Below are 14285 nucleotides of genomic sequence, written 5' to 3' on the forward strand. Positions count from 1 at the left end.
TTTTGACGAGTCGATCGACGGGTCGCGGTCGTTCAGCAGCCGTCCTGCGGGCCCAGGTGCGCGGTGAAGGAGAACCTGTCGCCGCGGTAGAGGGTCCGTACGCGTTCCAGCGGCTTCCCGGCGGTGTCGCGAGAGATCCGGTGGATCAACAGCATGGGCAGTGCGGGCGGTGTACCGATGAGCAGCGCCTCGCGCGGTGTCGCGAGCACCGTCTCGATCCGCTCGTCGGCATCGCCGAAGGGGATCCCGAGCCGGTCGCGGAGGTAGGCGTAGAAGGACGAGTCGGGCTCGAAGTCCGTGTCCAGGTCGGGCAGACGGGCGACGGAGACGTACGTGCTCTCAAGGCCGACCCGGTCGTCGTCGGCGAGCAGCACCCGTTCCAGGTGCCAGACCGGCTCGCCGCGCTCCACCCCGATGTCGGCGGCGAGCGCCTCGGGGCAGGGGAACCGCTCCAGCCCGATGAGGTGACGGCCCGGCGTGCGGCCCTGACGGCGTACGCCCTCGGTGTAACTCGCCAGCGAGAGCGGCTGCTCCAGCTTGGGGCCCGCGACGACGGTGCCGCGCCCCTGGCGGGCGAGCCGCCCCTCCAGCAGGAGTTCCCGCAGCGCCTGGCGCACCGTCTCGCGCGAGACCTCGTAGCGCTCGGCCAGATCGCGTTCGGTGGGCAGCATGCCGCCCTCGCCCAACTCGGCTATGAGGGAGGAGACATGAGCCTTGACCGCGTAGTACTTGGGAATACGGCCGTGCTCCGGGATTCCGGAGCGGATGGGTGCGCCAGGTGCCTGGTCGTACGGGTAGTCCACGGCCCGATGGTGGCAGACGGACATGAACATCTGTGAACATCCGGGCGCGGGAGGGGTGGACCGGGGGTGGTTCGGGGACGGACCGGGGGTGGTTCGGGGGGGGTGGCTCGGGAGTGGCTCGGGGCGGCTCGGGAGTGCGCCGGGGGCTCGGGGACGGACCGGGGGTGGCTCGGGAGTGCGCCGGGGTGGTTCAGGGGTGGGCGCGGCGCAGGTGCCGGGCCCGGACCACCATCGCGCCGCCGCCGATCAGTAGCCCGGTGACGGTGAGGCCGGCCGACGGGAGGCTGCCCGCGCCGGTCGCGGCCAGCTCCGGGCGGCCGCTCTCCGCCGGGGTCCGGCCGGGCTCGGCGGGCGGCCGGGGGCCGGTGGTGTCGTCGGTGCCGGGCCGGGTCGCGTCCGGCCGGGTTTCGCGCGGGGTCGGGGTCTCTCCGGTGCCGCCGATCTCGCCCGTCTCGCCGGTCTCACCGGTCTCACCGACCTCGCCGATCTCACCGGTCTCACCGACCTCGCCGATCTCACCGGTCTCACCCGTGTCACCCGTGTCACCCGTGTCACCCGTGTCGTCGGCGTCGCTGCCCTCGACGATGGTGAAGGGGTAGTCCTCGGACTCGCCGACCCAGGCCCCGTCGTCCTTGCCCGGCTTGCCGGCCGTGCCGCCCGCGCGCTGCCGCTGGACGATGGCGGCGTTGGCGGTGATCCGGCCGGGGCGGGTGTCGGAGGTGAACGCCATCCGGACCTGGACGGTGACGGTGTGGCCCGCGGGGACGGTGAAGCCGTCGAAGGAGTCGCCGCCCGTGCCGCCGAAGACGCCGATGTGCTCGTCCTGGTCGGTGGTCTCCCAGGTGACGCGGTGCTCGGTGCCGGGGCGGGCCTGCTCGGAGAACTTCAGCTGGATCTGGTCGGAGGTGAGCTTGCGGTCCTCGTCGGTGAGGACGAGAACGGGGTGGATGGCCCGGCACGACGCGGTCGTGGTGTTGGTCAGCTCCAGGAACCAGGTTCCGTAGCCGCCGCCGGACGCGTACGTGTCCGGACCACCGCGGATGCGGGTGCTGATCGGGAAGTCCTTCGCCACCGGGTCACCACAGGCGGGCTGCTGGTCGGCGGTGGTGGAGCCGGGCGAGGAGACCGGGGTCGCCGAGGCGGCGGAGGCCGGCAGGACGGATGTGCCGCCGAGCACGACGGCGGGGACGACGCTCGCCGCGGCCAGCCCGAGCGCGAATCCGTGCCGGGTGCGCCCGGGGGACGGCGGGGGCGAGGGCGAGGAAAGCCGCGCTGGGGCGGTGAACACCTGGATGGACGCGGCCGTGGTCAGGGGGATGGAGGTGGGACTGGTGCTGGGGATGGAGTCGGCGATCCGGCCGGGCGTCGAACCCGGTACGCGGCCGGGCGCCGGGCCGGCCGGTGCGGCGGCCCCGGAAGGCGGCCCGGCCGGGGGCGGTGTGGGGGGCATCTGGGGGATCATCCTTCGCTGGTCGCGAAACGGTCGGCTCACCCCGTGCGCCGGAGTTCACCGGTTCTGGGCCGCGACGCTGCCACGCACGCGCGAGGTACCCGGCCCCGACATGCCGGGGCCCCGCCCGACCGGCCCCCACAATCCCCCCGATCGGCCCAGCCCCGGGAAGCCCGGCCCCGGGAACCCCGCACCCCACGCCGCCGCCTCGGTCCGGGCCTCGCTCAAGCCCCGTACGTGCCACCGGCCCGCCCGAAGAGGGGTGCCAGGATCAGTTGGGCGGCTCCTTCGGCGACCGGTCGGTCGCCTCCTCCGGCGGCGGTCACCGGTACCGGGGCATCGATGCCGCCCAGCCCTGCGCGCTCGTCGATCACGGCCCGGACGCCCCGTACGTATGCCTCGGGATCGGCGGCCACCGTACGGCCGCCGAGCACCACCCGGTCGATGTCGAGCAGCCCGACCAGGTTGGCGGCGCCGGTCCCCAGCACCCGGGCCGCCTCCGCGACGTCCCCCCGGGCGACGGCGGCGAGGCAGAGCGCCTCGATGCAGCCGCGCCCCCCGCAGCCGCAGACCGGGCCGTCCAGCTGGACGGTCTGGTGGCCGAACTCACCGGCCGCGGTCCGGGCCCCGCGGTGCAGCGCCCCGCCGAGGACCAGCCCGGCGCCGAGCCCGGTCCCCAGGTGCAGATACGCGAAGTCGCCGCCGCCCGCCGCCCGCAGGGCGAGCCCGAGGGCGGCGGCGTTGGTGTCCTTGTCGACGACGACGGGCAGCCCGGTCCGTACCGCGAGCGCGTCCCGCAACGGATAGCCGTCCCACTGCGGAAACCCGGTGACGCGGTGCAGCACCCCGCCGCGGTGGTCGAGCGGACCGGGGACCGCGACGCCCACCCCGAGCACCTGCCGGTCCCCCGGCCCCGGCGCCCCGGCCCGTACCGCTGTCACCGCCTCCGTCGCCGCCGCGAGGACCTCGTCCGCCGGGGCGCCGAGGTCCAGCGGGGCGGTGCGGCTCGCGGCGACCGCGCCGGACAGGTCGACGAGCACCACCGTCAGCTCGTCGCGGTCCAGGTGCAGGCCGACCGCGTACCCGGCGTCCGGCACCAGCCGCAGCACGGTGCGCGGCTTGCCCCCGGTGGAGGCCCGGTGGCCCGCCCCGGCCGCCAGGCCCTCCGCCCGCAGCCGGGCGGTGATCTTGCTGACGGCCTGTGGCGTGAGCCCCGTACGCTCGGCGAGTTCGAGCCTGCTGATGCCGCACTCGCCCGCCGCCCTCAGCAGATCCAGCACCAGCGCCGCGTTGTGGCTGCGCAGCGCCGGCAGGTTGGCGCCGCTGTTGCTCCTGTTCACCACACCATTGTCGCTGTCGCTTGCACTATGGCAACAGCGTTGCTTAAGTGGCAGGCATGACTGGTGCAGACACGACTGGCAACGCGACCCACGAGACGCCCGCACCGTCCGGGGCCCCTGGACCGGGCGGCGCTCCCGGGCCGTCCGGCGCCCCGCTGCGTGTCGGGCTCGTCGGCTACGGCCTGGCGGGTTCCGTCTTCCACGCCCCGCTGATCGCCGCGACCGACGGTCTCGTCCTCGACACGATCGTCACCTCGAACGAGGAGCGGCGGGCGCAGGCGCGCGCCGAGTTCCCCGGAGTACGGTTCGCCGCGTCGCCGCAGGAGCTGTGGGAGCGCGTGGACGGCTCCGACGCGCTCGATCCGCTCGACCTGATCGTGATCGCCTCGCCGAACAGGACCCATGTCCCGATCGCGACCGCCGCGCTGGAGGCCGGTCTGCCGGTCGTCGTGGACAAGCCGGTGGCCGGTACGGCGGCCGGGGCGCGGGGGCTGGCGGCCCTGGCCGAGGAGCGCGGGCTGCTGCTCTCGGTCTTCCAGAACCGCCGCTGGGACAACGACTTCCGTACTCTCGCCCGCCTGATCGCGGACGGCGCGCTGGGCGACGTACAGCGCTTCGAGTCCCGCTTCGAGCGGTGGCGCCCGCAGCCGAAGGGCGGCTGGCGCGAGTCGGGCGACCCGCAGGAGATCGGCGGGCTGCTGTACGACCTGGGCAGCCATGTCGTCGACCAGGCGCTCACCCTGTTCGGACCGGCGGCGCTGGTGTACGCGGAGTCCGACGTACGCCGCCCCGGTGCCGCCGCCGACGACGACACGTTCATCGCGATCACCCACGTGAACGGGGTGCGCTCGCATCTGTACGTCAGTGCCACGACGGCCCAGCTCGGCCCGCGCTTCCGGGTGCTCGGCCGGAGTGCCGGCTATGTGAAGTACGGTCTCGACCCGCAGGAGGCCGACCTGCGCGCGGGTCTGCGTCCGGCGGCGGACCGGCCGTGGGGCGAGGAGCCCGAGGAGCTGTGGGGCCGGATCGGCTCGGGCGAGTCCCCGGCGACGGGCGGCGGCACCCCGGTCCGCTCTCTGCCGGGCGACTACCCCGCGTACTACGCGGCGGTGGCCGCGGCACTGCGCGGAACGGGTGAAAATCCGGTGACCGCCCTTCAGGCTGCGGCCGCTCTGGATGTCCTGGAGGCGGCCCGCCGCTCGGCCCGCGAGGGCGTCACCGTGAAACTGCCCGCCGCTACGGCCCCGTCCGCCACCGACTCAGCCGACTCCCCCGATACCGAGGAGCAGCCCGTATGACCCACACCGCTCCGACCGTCCCCGAGCTCATCGCCCAGGAGCGCCGGCTGACACTGCCGCACTTCGGCTACGACGACGCGTACGCGCTCGGCGCCCTGCTCGTCTCGATGGCCCGGGAACGGCACGCCCCGGTCGCGATCGACATCCGGCGCGGCGCACAGCAGCTGTTCCACGCCGCGCTGCCGGGTTCGAGTGCGGACAACGACGCCTGGATCGACCGCAAGCGCAAGGTCGTGGAGCGGTACGGCGAGAGCTCGTACCTGGTCGGAACGCGGTTCCGGGCGAAGGGGACGACCTTCGAGGACTCCTCGCGCCTGGACCCGGACGTCTATGCCGCGCACGGCGGTTCGTTCCCCATCGCGGTCGAGGGCGCGGGCGTCATCGGCTCGGTCACGGTCTCGGGGCTGCCCCAGGCGGAGGACCACGCCATGGTGGTCGCGGCGCTGGAACGGTTCGCGACCACGCTCGACGGATGACCTCGTGACCAGCCGTACGACCTGGTGACTCGACGCACAACCTCGTGACCAGCCGCACGGCCTCGCGACTCGACGCACAACCTCGTGAGGAGGGGCCGGTGCCGCTCGGGGCGGGCGGTCGCCCCGCCCCGAGCGGGCCGCACCCGTTACGCGTCCTTGAGCTCCTGGCGCTGCCGTCCCAGCCCGGCGATCTCCAGCTCGACGACGTCCCCGGCCCGCAGATACGGCTTGGGCTCGGGCCGGCCGAGGGCGACCCCGGCCGGCGTCCCGGTGTTGATCACATCGCCCGGGTAGAGCGTCATGAAGTGGCTCAGGTACCGGACGATCTCGCCCACCGGGAAGATCTGGTCGGCCGTCGTGCCGTCCTGCTTCAGCTCGCCGTTGACCCAGAGCCTCAGCGACAGCGCCTGCGGGTCGGCGACCTCGTCCGCCGTCACCAGCCACGGACCCAGCGGGTTGAACGTCTCGCAGTTCTTGCCCTTGTCCCAGGTGCCGCCGCGCTCGATCTGGAACTCGCGCTCGGAGACATCGTGCGCGGTCGCGTACCCGGCGACGTGGGCGAGCCCCTCCTCGGCGGATTCCAGGTAGCGGGCGGTGCGCCCGATGACGACCGCGAGCTCGACCTCCCAGTCGGTCTTGACGCTGCCGCGCGGCACCAGCACCGTGTCGTCGGGCCCGACGACGGTGTCCGGCGCCTTGAAGAACAGGATCGGCTCGGTGGGTATCGCCGCGCCCGTCTCGGTGGCGTGGTCGTGGTAGTTCAGCCCGATGCACACGATCTTGCCGATGCGGGCGAGCGGCGGCCCGACCCGCAGCCCCTCGGCGTCGAGCTCGGGCAGCTCGCCGGGCGCGGCCGCGGCGGCCCGTACCCGGGCGAGCGCCGACTCGTCCGCGAGCAGGGCACTGTCGATGTCGGTGACGATTCCCGACAGGTCGCGCAGGGTTCCGTTCCCGTCCAGCAGCGCCGGTCGTTCCGCGCCTGCCGTACCCACACGAAGCAGCTTCAACGGTCTATCTCCCCTTGGTCGAGATCGGGCCCGTCGGATGGGTGGCGGCCATCGCAGGCTTGTCCGATCGTCCAAGACCTCCGATCACTCCGCAAGACCCTGTTCACACACTGGACCGGGGCCCCGGGGCCCCGGGGTCACGCCGCGGTGGCCACGGTGGCCCCGGCGGCCGGCATGTCGCGGTAGAGAACGGCGCGCTCGATCGCGGTCCAGGTGGTGCTGGTGACGACGTACAGCGCGGCGGCGAGCGGCACGACGGACACGGTGAACAGGGTGGCGAAGGACATCAGCGGCATCAGCTTCGTCATCGCGCCCATGCCGGGCACCGGCTGCCCGTCGGGGCCGGTGGTCGGGGCGACGGGGTTGGCGGCCATCTGCCGCTTCGTACGCCGGAAGTTGAACGTGGCCACGGCGGCGACGATCGCGAACAGGCCGAGGTAGACCAGTCCCTGCGCCCCGAACGGCCCGCCGTGCGAGAGCGCGTCGTGCCAGCGCTCGCCGAGCGGGGCGTCGAAGAGCTGGTGGCCGAGGAGCTCGTTGGGCTCGTCGCCGATCTTCTGGCTGGAGAAGAGGTGGTAGAGCAGGAAGAAGGCGGGCATCTGCAACAGGCTGGGCAGGCAGCCGGAGAGCGGCGAGACCTTCTCCTCCTTGTGCAGTTCCATGAGCGCCTTCTGCATGCGCTCGGGGTTCTTTCCGTGCTTCTTGCGCAACTCGGCGATCTGCGGCTGGAGCCTGGTGCGGGCCTTCTGTCCCCGCGCCGCGGCCCGCGACAGGGGGTGCACGGCGAGCCGTACGAGTGCGGTGAACAGCACGATGGCGGCAGCGGTGGACGCGGTCTGGAAGAGCGGGTGCAACAGATCGGCCAGCGCACCGACCAGGCCGGCGAATGCGGACATGAAGACGGACATGGGTGAGCCCTCCGGGGGGTCTCGTCGTGCCGGGAGTGAGTACGGACTCGGCATGACGGACCGCGCGGGGCGCCCATGAGTGGCGCCTGCTGGGGAGTGGCTGTTACTGCTGCGAGCCCCTACGCGGCCGTCGGGAGGGCACGGCCGGGGGCTCGGGGGCGCCTGCGCCCCTTGGCGTCGGGATCGCGCTGCGGCAGGAACGCGGTGCGTTTCTCCCGGTCGCGGATGGCGGTGCGGACCCGGGTGCGGGGCACCGGGGCGGCGCAGCGGGCGCTGATGACGGAGGCGACGGCGAGCGCGGAGCCGGCGGCGGCGGTCGCGGCGAGCGCGACCGCGGCGGAGAGGCTGCCGCCCTCGGCGAGGAGGACCTCGGTGATGAGGAAGAGCAGCAGTCCGGCGGGGCGGAGCAGCCGGGCGAGGCCACCGCGCAGACGACTCGCGTCACTGTTCACGGCCCCTCCCCTCTTCCTCTTCGCGGCCGGTCGGCCGGTCTCGCGCCCGTGCCGTTCGTACACACGCGCGCCTGATGCTCTCCAGCCGTTATACACGATGGGTCCGGCCTACCGGTCCGCCCCCGACCGGCGTACCGGTGCGCCCGCGACCGTCATACCGGTCCGCCCGCGACCGTCATACCGGTCCGCCCGCGAGGGTCAGTGGCCTGTTCCCGCAGGAGCGCCGTCCGGTTCCGGCTCCCGTTCCGGGGCCAGGATCTCGTCCCGTGCGAGGACCTCGTCGTCCGGCCGCTCGTCGCGCTCGCGCGGCCCCGCGTACGTCACGGCGAGCGCGACGACGAGGTTGGCGCCGAGCGCCACGATGCCCGCGTTGACGCCCCACACCGGGTCGTTCTCCGTGAACACGAACCCGCACACCACACCCACGCCGACGGCCAGGCCGCTCATCGCCCCGAGCAGGGTCAGCCGCCGCCACATCAGCCCCAGCAGCACCATCGGGAGCAGCTGAGCCATTCCCTCGTACGAAATGAGGGAGAGCCGCACCAGGGTGTTCGGGGCGGTGTACGTGAGCAGCAGGGCGAGGCTCCCCGCGACCACGACGACCGCCTGCGCGGCGCCCTTCTGCCGCCGCTCCAGGCGGGGTACGAGCGAGAGCACACTGCGCCCCCACATCGTGCCGATGACCAGCATGAAGACGGCCATCGGCACGATCGAGGACAGCGCCGCGGCCACCCCGATGACGCCGACCGCCCAGGCCGGCAGCGAGTCCACGACCAGCTTGAAGAGCGCCAGGTTGGACTCGGCGCCGACGAGCCCCGGCACCACGAAGAGGGCCGCCATGCCGAGCAGCATCGGTACGAAGAGCAGCACGTTGTAGGCGGGCAGCAGCATCGCGTTGCGGCGCAGCACATCGGCGTTCTTCGCGCCGAGGTAGCCCGCGACGGTCGTCGGGAAGATCACCACGGTGAGCGAGTTGAGGAACGAGGTGGTGATGAACCATGCCTGTCCGAGTCCGCTGTCCCCGTGCCCGGGGAAGGTCAGCCACTCGCTCTTCTCGGTGACGATCCGGTCGAGGAAGGGCCCGTAGCCGTCGAAGTAGTGCATCGGTACGTAGACGGCGAGGAAGCCGAGCGTGGCGATCACCAGGACGTCCTTGAGCACCGACACCCACGCGCTGCCGCGCAGCCCGCTCACCACGACGAAGCCGGTGGTGACGGCGAAGGCGATGAAGTAGGCCCAGTTCAGGCTGATGGCGCCGTAGGAGATGGTCGAGACGACCACGCCCATGCCGGTGATCTGGAGCTGGATGTACGGCAGCAGGAAGACGGTCGCGAGGACGGCGACGAGCGCGCCGAGCCAGGGCCGTCCGAAGCGGTGCGCCACCATGTCGGTGATCCCGACGAGCCCGTGCTTGCGCGCGTACGCCCAGAGCATCGGGCCGACGACGTAGCCGATGGCGTACCCGCAGGACATGTACGCCACCACGTAGAGCACCGGCGCCCCGTAGTTGTAGCCCCAGCCCGCGGCGCCCAGGTAGCTGAAGCTGGTGTAGCCCTCGCCGGCCATCAGCACCCAGATGAAGACGGTCCCGAGGCTGCGTCCGCCCACGGACCACTCGGCGAGCCCGCCGCCCTCGCCGTTCCCCTTGCGCCGCCCGCGCGTCGCGAGCAGCCCGAGGGCGACGGTGGCGACCATGAAGACCGCGAAGACGGAGGTCGCGACGGTGGCGTTCACCGGCGGTCCCCCCGCCGGGCCAGCCATACGGCGACGGGGGTCAGCAGGGTCGCCCCGAGCAGCCACACGAAGAGGAACGGCAGCCCGAGAATCACCGGGTGGACCCGGTTCACGAGCGGCAGCACCCCCAGGTAGAGCACGTAGGGGACCAGCAACCACAACAACTGCGGACGTCGTCTGAGCACGTCAGGGAACCTTAGTGCGATGCCGCTACCGCGACCGGACATCCATGAGTTCTCCCCAGACGACAAGCCGGTACCGGGAGGTGAATTCGGGCGTGCAGGTAGTGAGCGTCACATAGGAACCGGCCTCGGTGTACCCGGTGTAGGGCTTCACATTGCTGCGCGGGACGGCGGCGATGACACCGCCGTCGCGCGGGCTCGTCCGCGCGAGCGTCCGGCCGACGGTGTACGTGTACACGGCGTCCCGGGTCTCGATGTCGATCCGGTCCCCGCGCCGCAGCCGGTTGATGTACCTGAAGGGTTCGCCGTGCGTGTTGCGGTGCCCGGCGAGCGCGAAGTTCCCGGGCCGGCCGGGCTGCGCGGTGCGCGGGTAGTGCCCGACGTATCCCTTGTCGAGTACGCCGCTCTTGCTGATGCCCTGGGCGACGGGCGCGACGAGCCCGAGGCGCGGGATGCGGATGACGGCGTACGCCTGGTCCCAGCGGGGCGCGGAGCGCGCGGCGGCACCGCCCCCGCCCGAACGCCCGCCGGGCGCACCGGAATCGTTTGATTTACCCGTTTTATCCGAATCACCCTCGGGGTCACCGCCGGCCGTCACGCTCCCCGGCTCCTCCCCCCACTCCCGCTGAAGGGCCCGCACCTGGTGCTCGGCTCCGGCACGGGCCTGCCGGTTGGTCCACCACAGCTGATGAACAACGAGCAACAACAGGACGACGCCCAGGGTCACCACCAACTCGGCACCCGTCCACAGCCCGCGCGCGACGACCCTGCGCCCCCGCGAGTTCCGCTGCACCACCACCGGTATCCGCTCCCGCACGGCCGCACGATAGGCCCCCGGCCCGTAACTCTCCAGGCCTGGAACAACCCTCCGCCCCGGAGCCGTACAGCAGTACGGTGTGGTTCATGCGCCCCGACACGCCTGCCGACCACACCACCGAAGCCGAGCGCCTGCTGCGTGCCGCGGCGCGGTACCCCGAGGACCGTGAGCCGCTGCTCCTCCAGGCCGCGGCCCATCTGGAACTCGCCGGCGACCGCGCCCGCGCCACCACCCTCTACGACGAACTCCTCGGCTCCACCGACCCCGATCTCGACCACCCGCACCTGGTCAAGGCCCTCAACGCGGCCAACCTGTGGGAGTACGGCCACGAGGCGGAGGCCCGCGCGATCATCGAAGGCATCCGTGCCGCGGGCCCGCTCGACCCGGGCCCCTGGGAGATCGCCGCCGAGACCCTCGAAGCCCACGACGAACTCGAAGCGGCCCACGACTACTTCTCGACCGCGCTGACGCTGCTCCTGACGCCGGGCGAGGAGGTCCCGTACGCCACCCAGTCGCTGCTGTTCGGCCGCCACCGGGTGCGCAGGCTGATGGGCGTCGACCACGACGCCTGGGACGAGCTGGCCGACACCCTGCACACCGCGACCGTCCCGCTGGACGAGCTCCACGACCCGAAGCGCCTGTGGTCGCTGGGCTCCTCCGACCCTGGCGAGCTCCAGGCCGAGATCACCCGCCTGCGCGCCGAGTTGGGCACGTACCGCACCGCGCTGTCCCGCCCGTTCCCGGTCGCGGTGCTGCACTGGCCGGCCGCCGAACTCTCCGAACTCCTCACCGCCTACCCGGACCTGCGCGAGGAGTACCCCTCCCACCCCGAGCACCTGGCCCGCCTGGAGGCCGCCCTGCGCGACCTCCACCAGGCCGGCACCCCGAACCTCGGCATCGTGACCGGCACGATCCCGTCGTACGAGGCGTTCGCCGCCTCGGAGGCCGCCTCCCCGTCCGACCCGGACCTCCTCCCCCAGTACGCCACCACCCTCGCCGCCCGGGGCCGGGCAACCCCCTGGCCCCCGGCCCGCAGCGCGGCCTGCTGGTGCGGATCGGGGCGGGCTTACCGGGAGTGCCACGGGGCGGACTGAACGACGACGGTGCGGGGCTGCTCCGATCAGGACGAGCAGGCCCCGCACCACTCACTTCATCGCTCGCAGGCGGCCGGGCCTGCGTCGAGAAGTCTCGATGCCATCGTCATCCGCCCAGATCATCCGGGTCTATGGCTGTGTGGAGAGTGTTCGACGTATAAACCTTTCTGAGGAACTCCCTGGCCTCTCCATCAGTTCGACAGAACCGGTTCGCTTTTTCCCGCACCAGAGACTGAAGAAGGCCGCCAGGAACATCGTCACCCAAAATAAAAAGAAACGATTCAGCCAGCCGCCAGCGGTATTCATATCTCCCTATAGTGCTTCGCATGGCACGAGTGGCAGCCACCTCGTCACTGGGCTCCTCGCAGTAAAACCGGCCCAAGAATTCTGCGACAATCTGTGCGGGATTGCTCGACATGGTCAACCTTTGCATATCGTTGCAGCGATGCACTAGGGCTCAGGGAAGGCAGTCTCCACCATGTAATGACGTTGGGTTGCATTACTTACCACAATGGCAACAAAGATATTCCTCAGATACACATCCATTCGAACGGCTTCATTCTTGTCATTGAGTTCGTAACCTACGCCGATATTACGAAATAACGGCGCCTTGAATCTGAATTGATCCTCGGCAGGTATCGGACCATCACCCGCCCCATAGAACTTGTTGTCTATATCCCTCTGACGCACCCGCAGGGCCTGCATGACAGATCTCTCAAGAACCCCGTCATTCTTGAAGCGGGTAGCCCGCACAACAGGAAGCTGGCCCTTCCTCCACGACTCCAGGGCCTTCTTCACGACCGCCTTGTCATTGGCATCCATGCCTCTGAGTTCTACGATTCTTTCCTGAGCTTCCCTGATGCCCTTCATAATCTTTTCGTAGTCCTGGGCACGCTTCGCCTGCTTGGCGGGCTTCGTAGGGTACTCGCTCTCGTTCAACTTATTCAATTGATCTCGGTTGACCTCGATCACAGCTTCCTGAGCTTCGATCCTCTGAGTGCGGAGGTCCAAGAACGATTGAATCTCGGCATCCAACCGTTCTTTAAGAAATGCATTTGTCACATTACCGCCATGTCGGGTGTACAGATGAACCGTCTTCTCTTTTCCGGTGCTGGTGAGAATCGTCTTTCCCTCATGGCTACGCAATCCACCCGGAGCAAGTTCCCAGGACTTCCGCTCCCCCTTCTCTTCGCCTTTCTTCCTCCCCTTGCTCGCAACGTACGAATAATCCCAGGTCCCACCGCCGTCGATCACCGTGATCGACTTGAATATAGAATGTTCATTCTTCACCTTGCGCGCCACCTTTTTGGCGTCGTCAGGCGAAATTTTCCCGTCCTTCAGATACTTCTGCTCCTCGACGTCAATCGCCGCGAGACCTGCTGCCACCTTCTTGTCGTGGTCGGGGTCGGCGTTCCGCGAAGAGCTGTTCTTCCCCTTGTCCTTCCCTTTGAGCTTGTCCCAGAGGGCTTTGCCTTTTTTGGCGATGAAGTTGACGATTTTGTCGATGGCGCGGTTTACGGGTCTGGCGACGGCGTGGAAGACGGATTTGACTTTGTTGGCGAGGGAGCCGATGCCGAGGAGTGAGGCGAGGAAGCCGATGAGGAGGGGGACGCTGGCGGCGAGGGCGGTTTCGACCATTTTTGGGACGCCTGCCGAGCCGCCGTTGGCGATGGCGATGACCGCGTCGAGTACGGCGTTGACGAATTCGACGATCTGGGCGCCCTGGTTCACGATGAACGTGACGATGTCGATGATCCCCTTGACCGCGCGGACGAACGCGGAGGCGGGGTTGAGGAGGGAGATGATCCAGGTGATCCCGGCGATGATGACGGTGGGGATCAGGTAGCTGGTGAGTTTTTCGAGGATGGTGGCCTTGAGGTCGCCGGCCTCGGACTCGATTTCCTTGACGGCGCCGGCGGGGCCCTCGGCGGCGAGTTTCTTCGCGACGGGGACGGAGGACTCGACGGCGGTCATGGCCTGGTCGGGGATGCCCTTGCGGGTGATGCGGGCGCGGATGTTGTCCCAGGTCAGGCCGAGGAGGGATCCGATGAGCTGGATGATGCCCCTGAGGTCGAACCGCTGCGGAAGTTCGAGACCGGCCTTGACGGCGGTGCCGAGCAGCCAGGACACGACACCGGTCCTGAGGTGCTGGGCGATGTTGGTGACGAAGAGCTGAAGCCCGGCACCCACGGCCTTGACGAGGTTGCCCAGGAACCCGATGGGGTCCTTGATGATCTTCATGATGGCGGAGGCGGCCTTGGCGAGGATGCCGAGGAGGAGGTTCTTCAGCTCGTTGATCGTCTTGATGACGCCGACGATCGCGTCCTTCGCCTTGTCGACCAGGCCCTTGTTGGCCTCCTGGAGCTTCTTGATCTCCTCGTCGACCTTGTTCAGCGCCGCCGTGTACTTCTGTGCGAGGTCCTGGACGAGCTGCTCGGACTTCTCGTTGACCGTGGCTTCCAGGTCGTCGAACTTCCCCGCGAAGTCGGTGGCGGCTTCCTGGCCGAACTGACGCAGATCGGCGGGGAGCTTGCCGACCTCCGCCTTCAGCTCCGCCCGCCCCTTGGCTATGCGGGCCTTCGCACGCCCGAGCTCGGCACCGATGATGTCGGCGACGGAAGAGATGACCGTCTGCATCTTCGCGACGTAGAGCTTGCGGGCCTCCTGGAAGAGGTCGTCGGCCTCCTTCGGCATGCCCATCAGCTTGTCCTTGGCCCACTTCGC

General features: G+C 70.1%; 13 protein-coding genes and 1 pseudogene. 3 read left to right on the plus strand and 11 right to left on the minus strand.

Annotation, left to right across the window (positions count from 1 at the left end):
• Window positions 1-32 precede the first annotated feature (32 nt).
• The 3 genes from ACFVH0_RS18235 to ACFVH0_RS18245 all read right to left on the minus strand — a co-directional run bounded on the left by ACFVH0_RS18235 (window position 33) and on the right by ACFVH0_RS18245 (window position 3593).
• Window positions 33-803 carry a GntR family transcriptional regulator gene (locus tag ACFVH0_RS18235; RefSeq protein WP_385821301.1) on the minus strand — a complete coding sequence of 257 codons (771 nt, stop codon included), beginning with the start codon at window positions 801-803 and terminating at the stop codon, window positions 33-35.
• 190 nt (window positions 804-993) lie between these two features.
• A complete protein-coding gene (locus ACFVH0_RS18240; RefSeq protein WP_385821303.1) occupies window positions 994-2253 on the minus strand; it encodes a hypothetical protein in 1260 nt (419 codons plus the stop codon).
• A 224-nt stretch (window positions 2254-2477) separates the two neighbouring features.
• Entirely contained in the window at window positions 2478-3593 is a 1116-nt protein-coding gene (locus tag ACFVH0_RS18245) for an ROK family protein (RefSeq protein ID WP_385821304.1), read from the minus strand.
• Between the two features lie 155 nt (window positions 3594-3748).
• Between ACFVH0_RS18245 and ACFVH0_RS18250 the strand changes: the two genes are divergently transcribed.
• Both ACFVH0_RS18250 and ACFVH0_RS18255 read left to right on the plus strand, forming a co-directional pair.
• Entirely contained in the window at window positions 3749-4891 is a 1143-nt protein-coding gene (locus tag ACFVH0_RS18250) for a Gfo/Idh/MocA family oxidoreductase (RefSeq protein ID WP_385821328.1), read from the plus strand.
• Window positions 4888-5367 (plus strand): heme-degrading domain-containing protein, encoded by a 480-nt coding sequence (locus ACFVH0_RS18255; protein ID WP_385821306.1) that lies wholly within the window; start codon window positions 4888-4890, stop codon window positions 5365-5367. The genes ACFVH0_RS18250 and ACFVH0_RS18255 overlap by 4 nt, the downstream gene beginning before the upstream one ends.
• 146 nt (window positions 5368-5513) lie before the next feature.
• Here ACFVH0_RS18255 and ACFVH0_RS18260 read toward each other — a convergent pair whose 3' ends face one another.
• The 6 genes from ACFVH0_RS18260 to ACFVH0_RS18285 form a co-directional block, all read right to left on the minus strand.
• Entirely contained in the window at window positions 5514-6374 is an 861-nt protein-coding gene (locus ACFVH0_RS18260; RefSeq protein ID WP_385821308.1) for a fumarylacetoacetate hydrolase family protein, read from the minus strand.
• Window positions 6375-6511: 137 nt separating this feature from the next.
• Window positions 6512-7282, minus strand: a complete 771-nt coding sequence (locus tag ACFVH0_RS18265; RefSeq protein WP_385821309.1) for a YidC/Oxa1 family membrane protein insertase — start codon at window positions 7280-7282, stop codon at window positions 6512-6514.
• Between the two features lie 119 nt (window positions 7283-7401).
• Window positions 7402-7734 carry a DUF6412 domain-containing protein gene (locus ACFVH0_RS18270; protein ID WP_385821311.1) on the minus strand — a complete coding sequence of 111 codons (333 nt, stop codon included), beginning with the start codon at window positions 7732-7734 and terminating at the stop codon, window positions 7402-7404.
• Between the two features lie 198 nt (window positions 7735-7932).
• The gene (locus tag ACFVH0_RS18275; RefSeq protein WP_385821313.1) at window positions 7933-9468 is read right to left on the minus strand and encodes a sodium:solute symporter; all 1536 of its coding nucleotides are present in this window, start codon (window positions 9466-9468) and stop codon (window positions 7933-7935) included.
• Window positions 9465-9623, minus strand: coding sequence for a DUF3311 domain-containing protein (locus tag ACFVH0_RS18280; RefSeq protein WP_385821330.1), 159 nt, complete (start codon window positions 9621-9623; stop codon window positions 9465-9467). Before ACFVH0_RS18280 ends, ACFVH0_RS18275 begins: the two co-directional genes overlap by 4 nt.
• A 55-nt stretch (window positions 9624-9678) precedes the next feature.
• Window positions 9679-10467 carry a class E sortase gene (locus ACFVH0_RS18285; RefSeq protein ID WP_385821315.1) on the minus strand — a complete coding sequence of 263 codons (789 nt, stop codon included), beginning with the start codon at window positions 10465-10467 and terminating at the stop codon, window positions 9679-9681.
• An 86-nt stretch (window positions 10468-10553) separates the two neighbouring features.
• Between ACFVH0_RS18285 and ACFVH0_RS18290 the strand changes: the two genes are divergently transcribed.
• Window positions 10554-11561, plus strand: a complete 1008-nt coding sequence (locus ACFVH0_RS18290; RefSeq protein ID WP_385821317.1) for an SEC-C metal-binding domain-containing protein — start codon at window positions 10554-10556, stop codon at window positions 11559-11561.
• Between the two features lie 106 nt (window positions 11562-11667).
• On the opposite strand, the gene ACFVH0_RS18295 is transcribed toward ACFVH0_RS18290, so the two are convergent.
• On the minus strand, window positions 11668-11979 hold the full coding sequence (locus tag ACFVH0_RS18295) for a hypothetical protein (protein ID WP_385821319.1): 312 nt from the start codon (window positions 11977-11979) through the stop codon (window positions 11668-11670).
• A gap of 32 nt (window positions 11980-12011) precedes the next feature.
• Window positions 12012-14285: pseudogene (locus tag ACFVH0_RS18300) on the minus strand (hypothetical protein); the annotation flags it as partial.

This window comes from Streptomyces sp. NPDC127117 (genome assembly GCF_042677325.1).
Classification (GTDB): Bacteria; Actinomycetota; Actinomycetes; order Streptomycetales; family Streptomycetaceae; genus Streptomyces.

Excerpts from the sequence above, each read along its gene's own strand:
- ACFVH0_RS18240 (WP_385821303.1), bottom strand. The coding sequence starts at position 2,253 with ATGCCCCCCACACCGCCCCCGGCCGGGCCGCCTTCCGGGGCCGCCGCA.
- ACFVH0_RS18255 (WP_385821306.1), top strand. The coding sequence starts at position 4,888 with ATGACCCACACCGCTCCGACCGTCCCCGAGCTCATCGCCCAGGAGCGC.
- ACFVH0_RS18265 (WP_385821309.1), bottom strand. The coding sequence starts at position 7,282 with ATGTCCGTCTTCATGTCCGCATTCGCCGGCCTGGTCGGTGCGCTGGCC.
- ACFVH0_RS18290 (WP_385821317.1), top strand. The coding sequence starts at position 10,554 with ATGCGCCCCGACACGCCTGCCGACCACACCACCGAAGCCGAGCGCCTG.
- ACFVH0_RS18295 (WP_385821319.1), bottom strand. The coding sequence starts at position 11,979 with ATGTCGAGCAATCCCGCACAGATTGTCGCAGAATTCTTGGGCCGGTTT.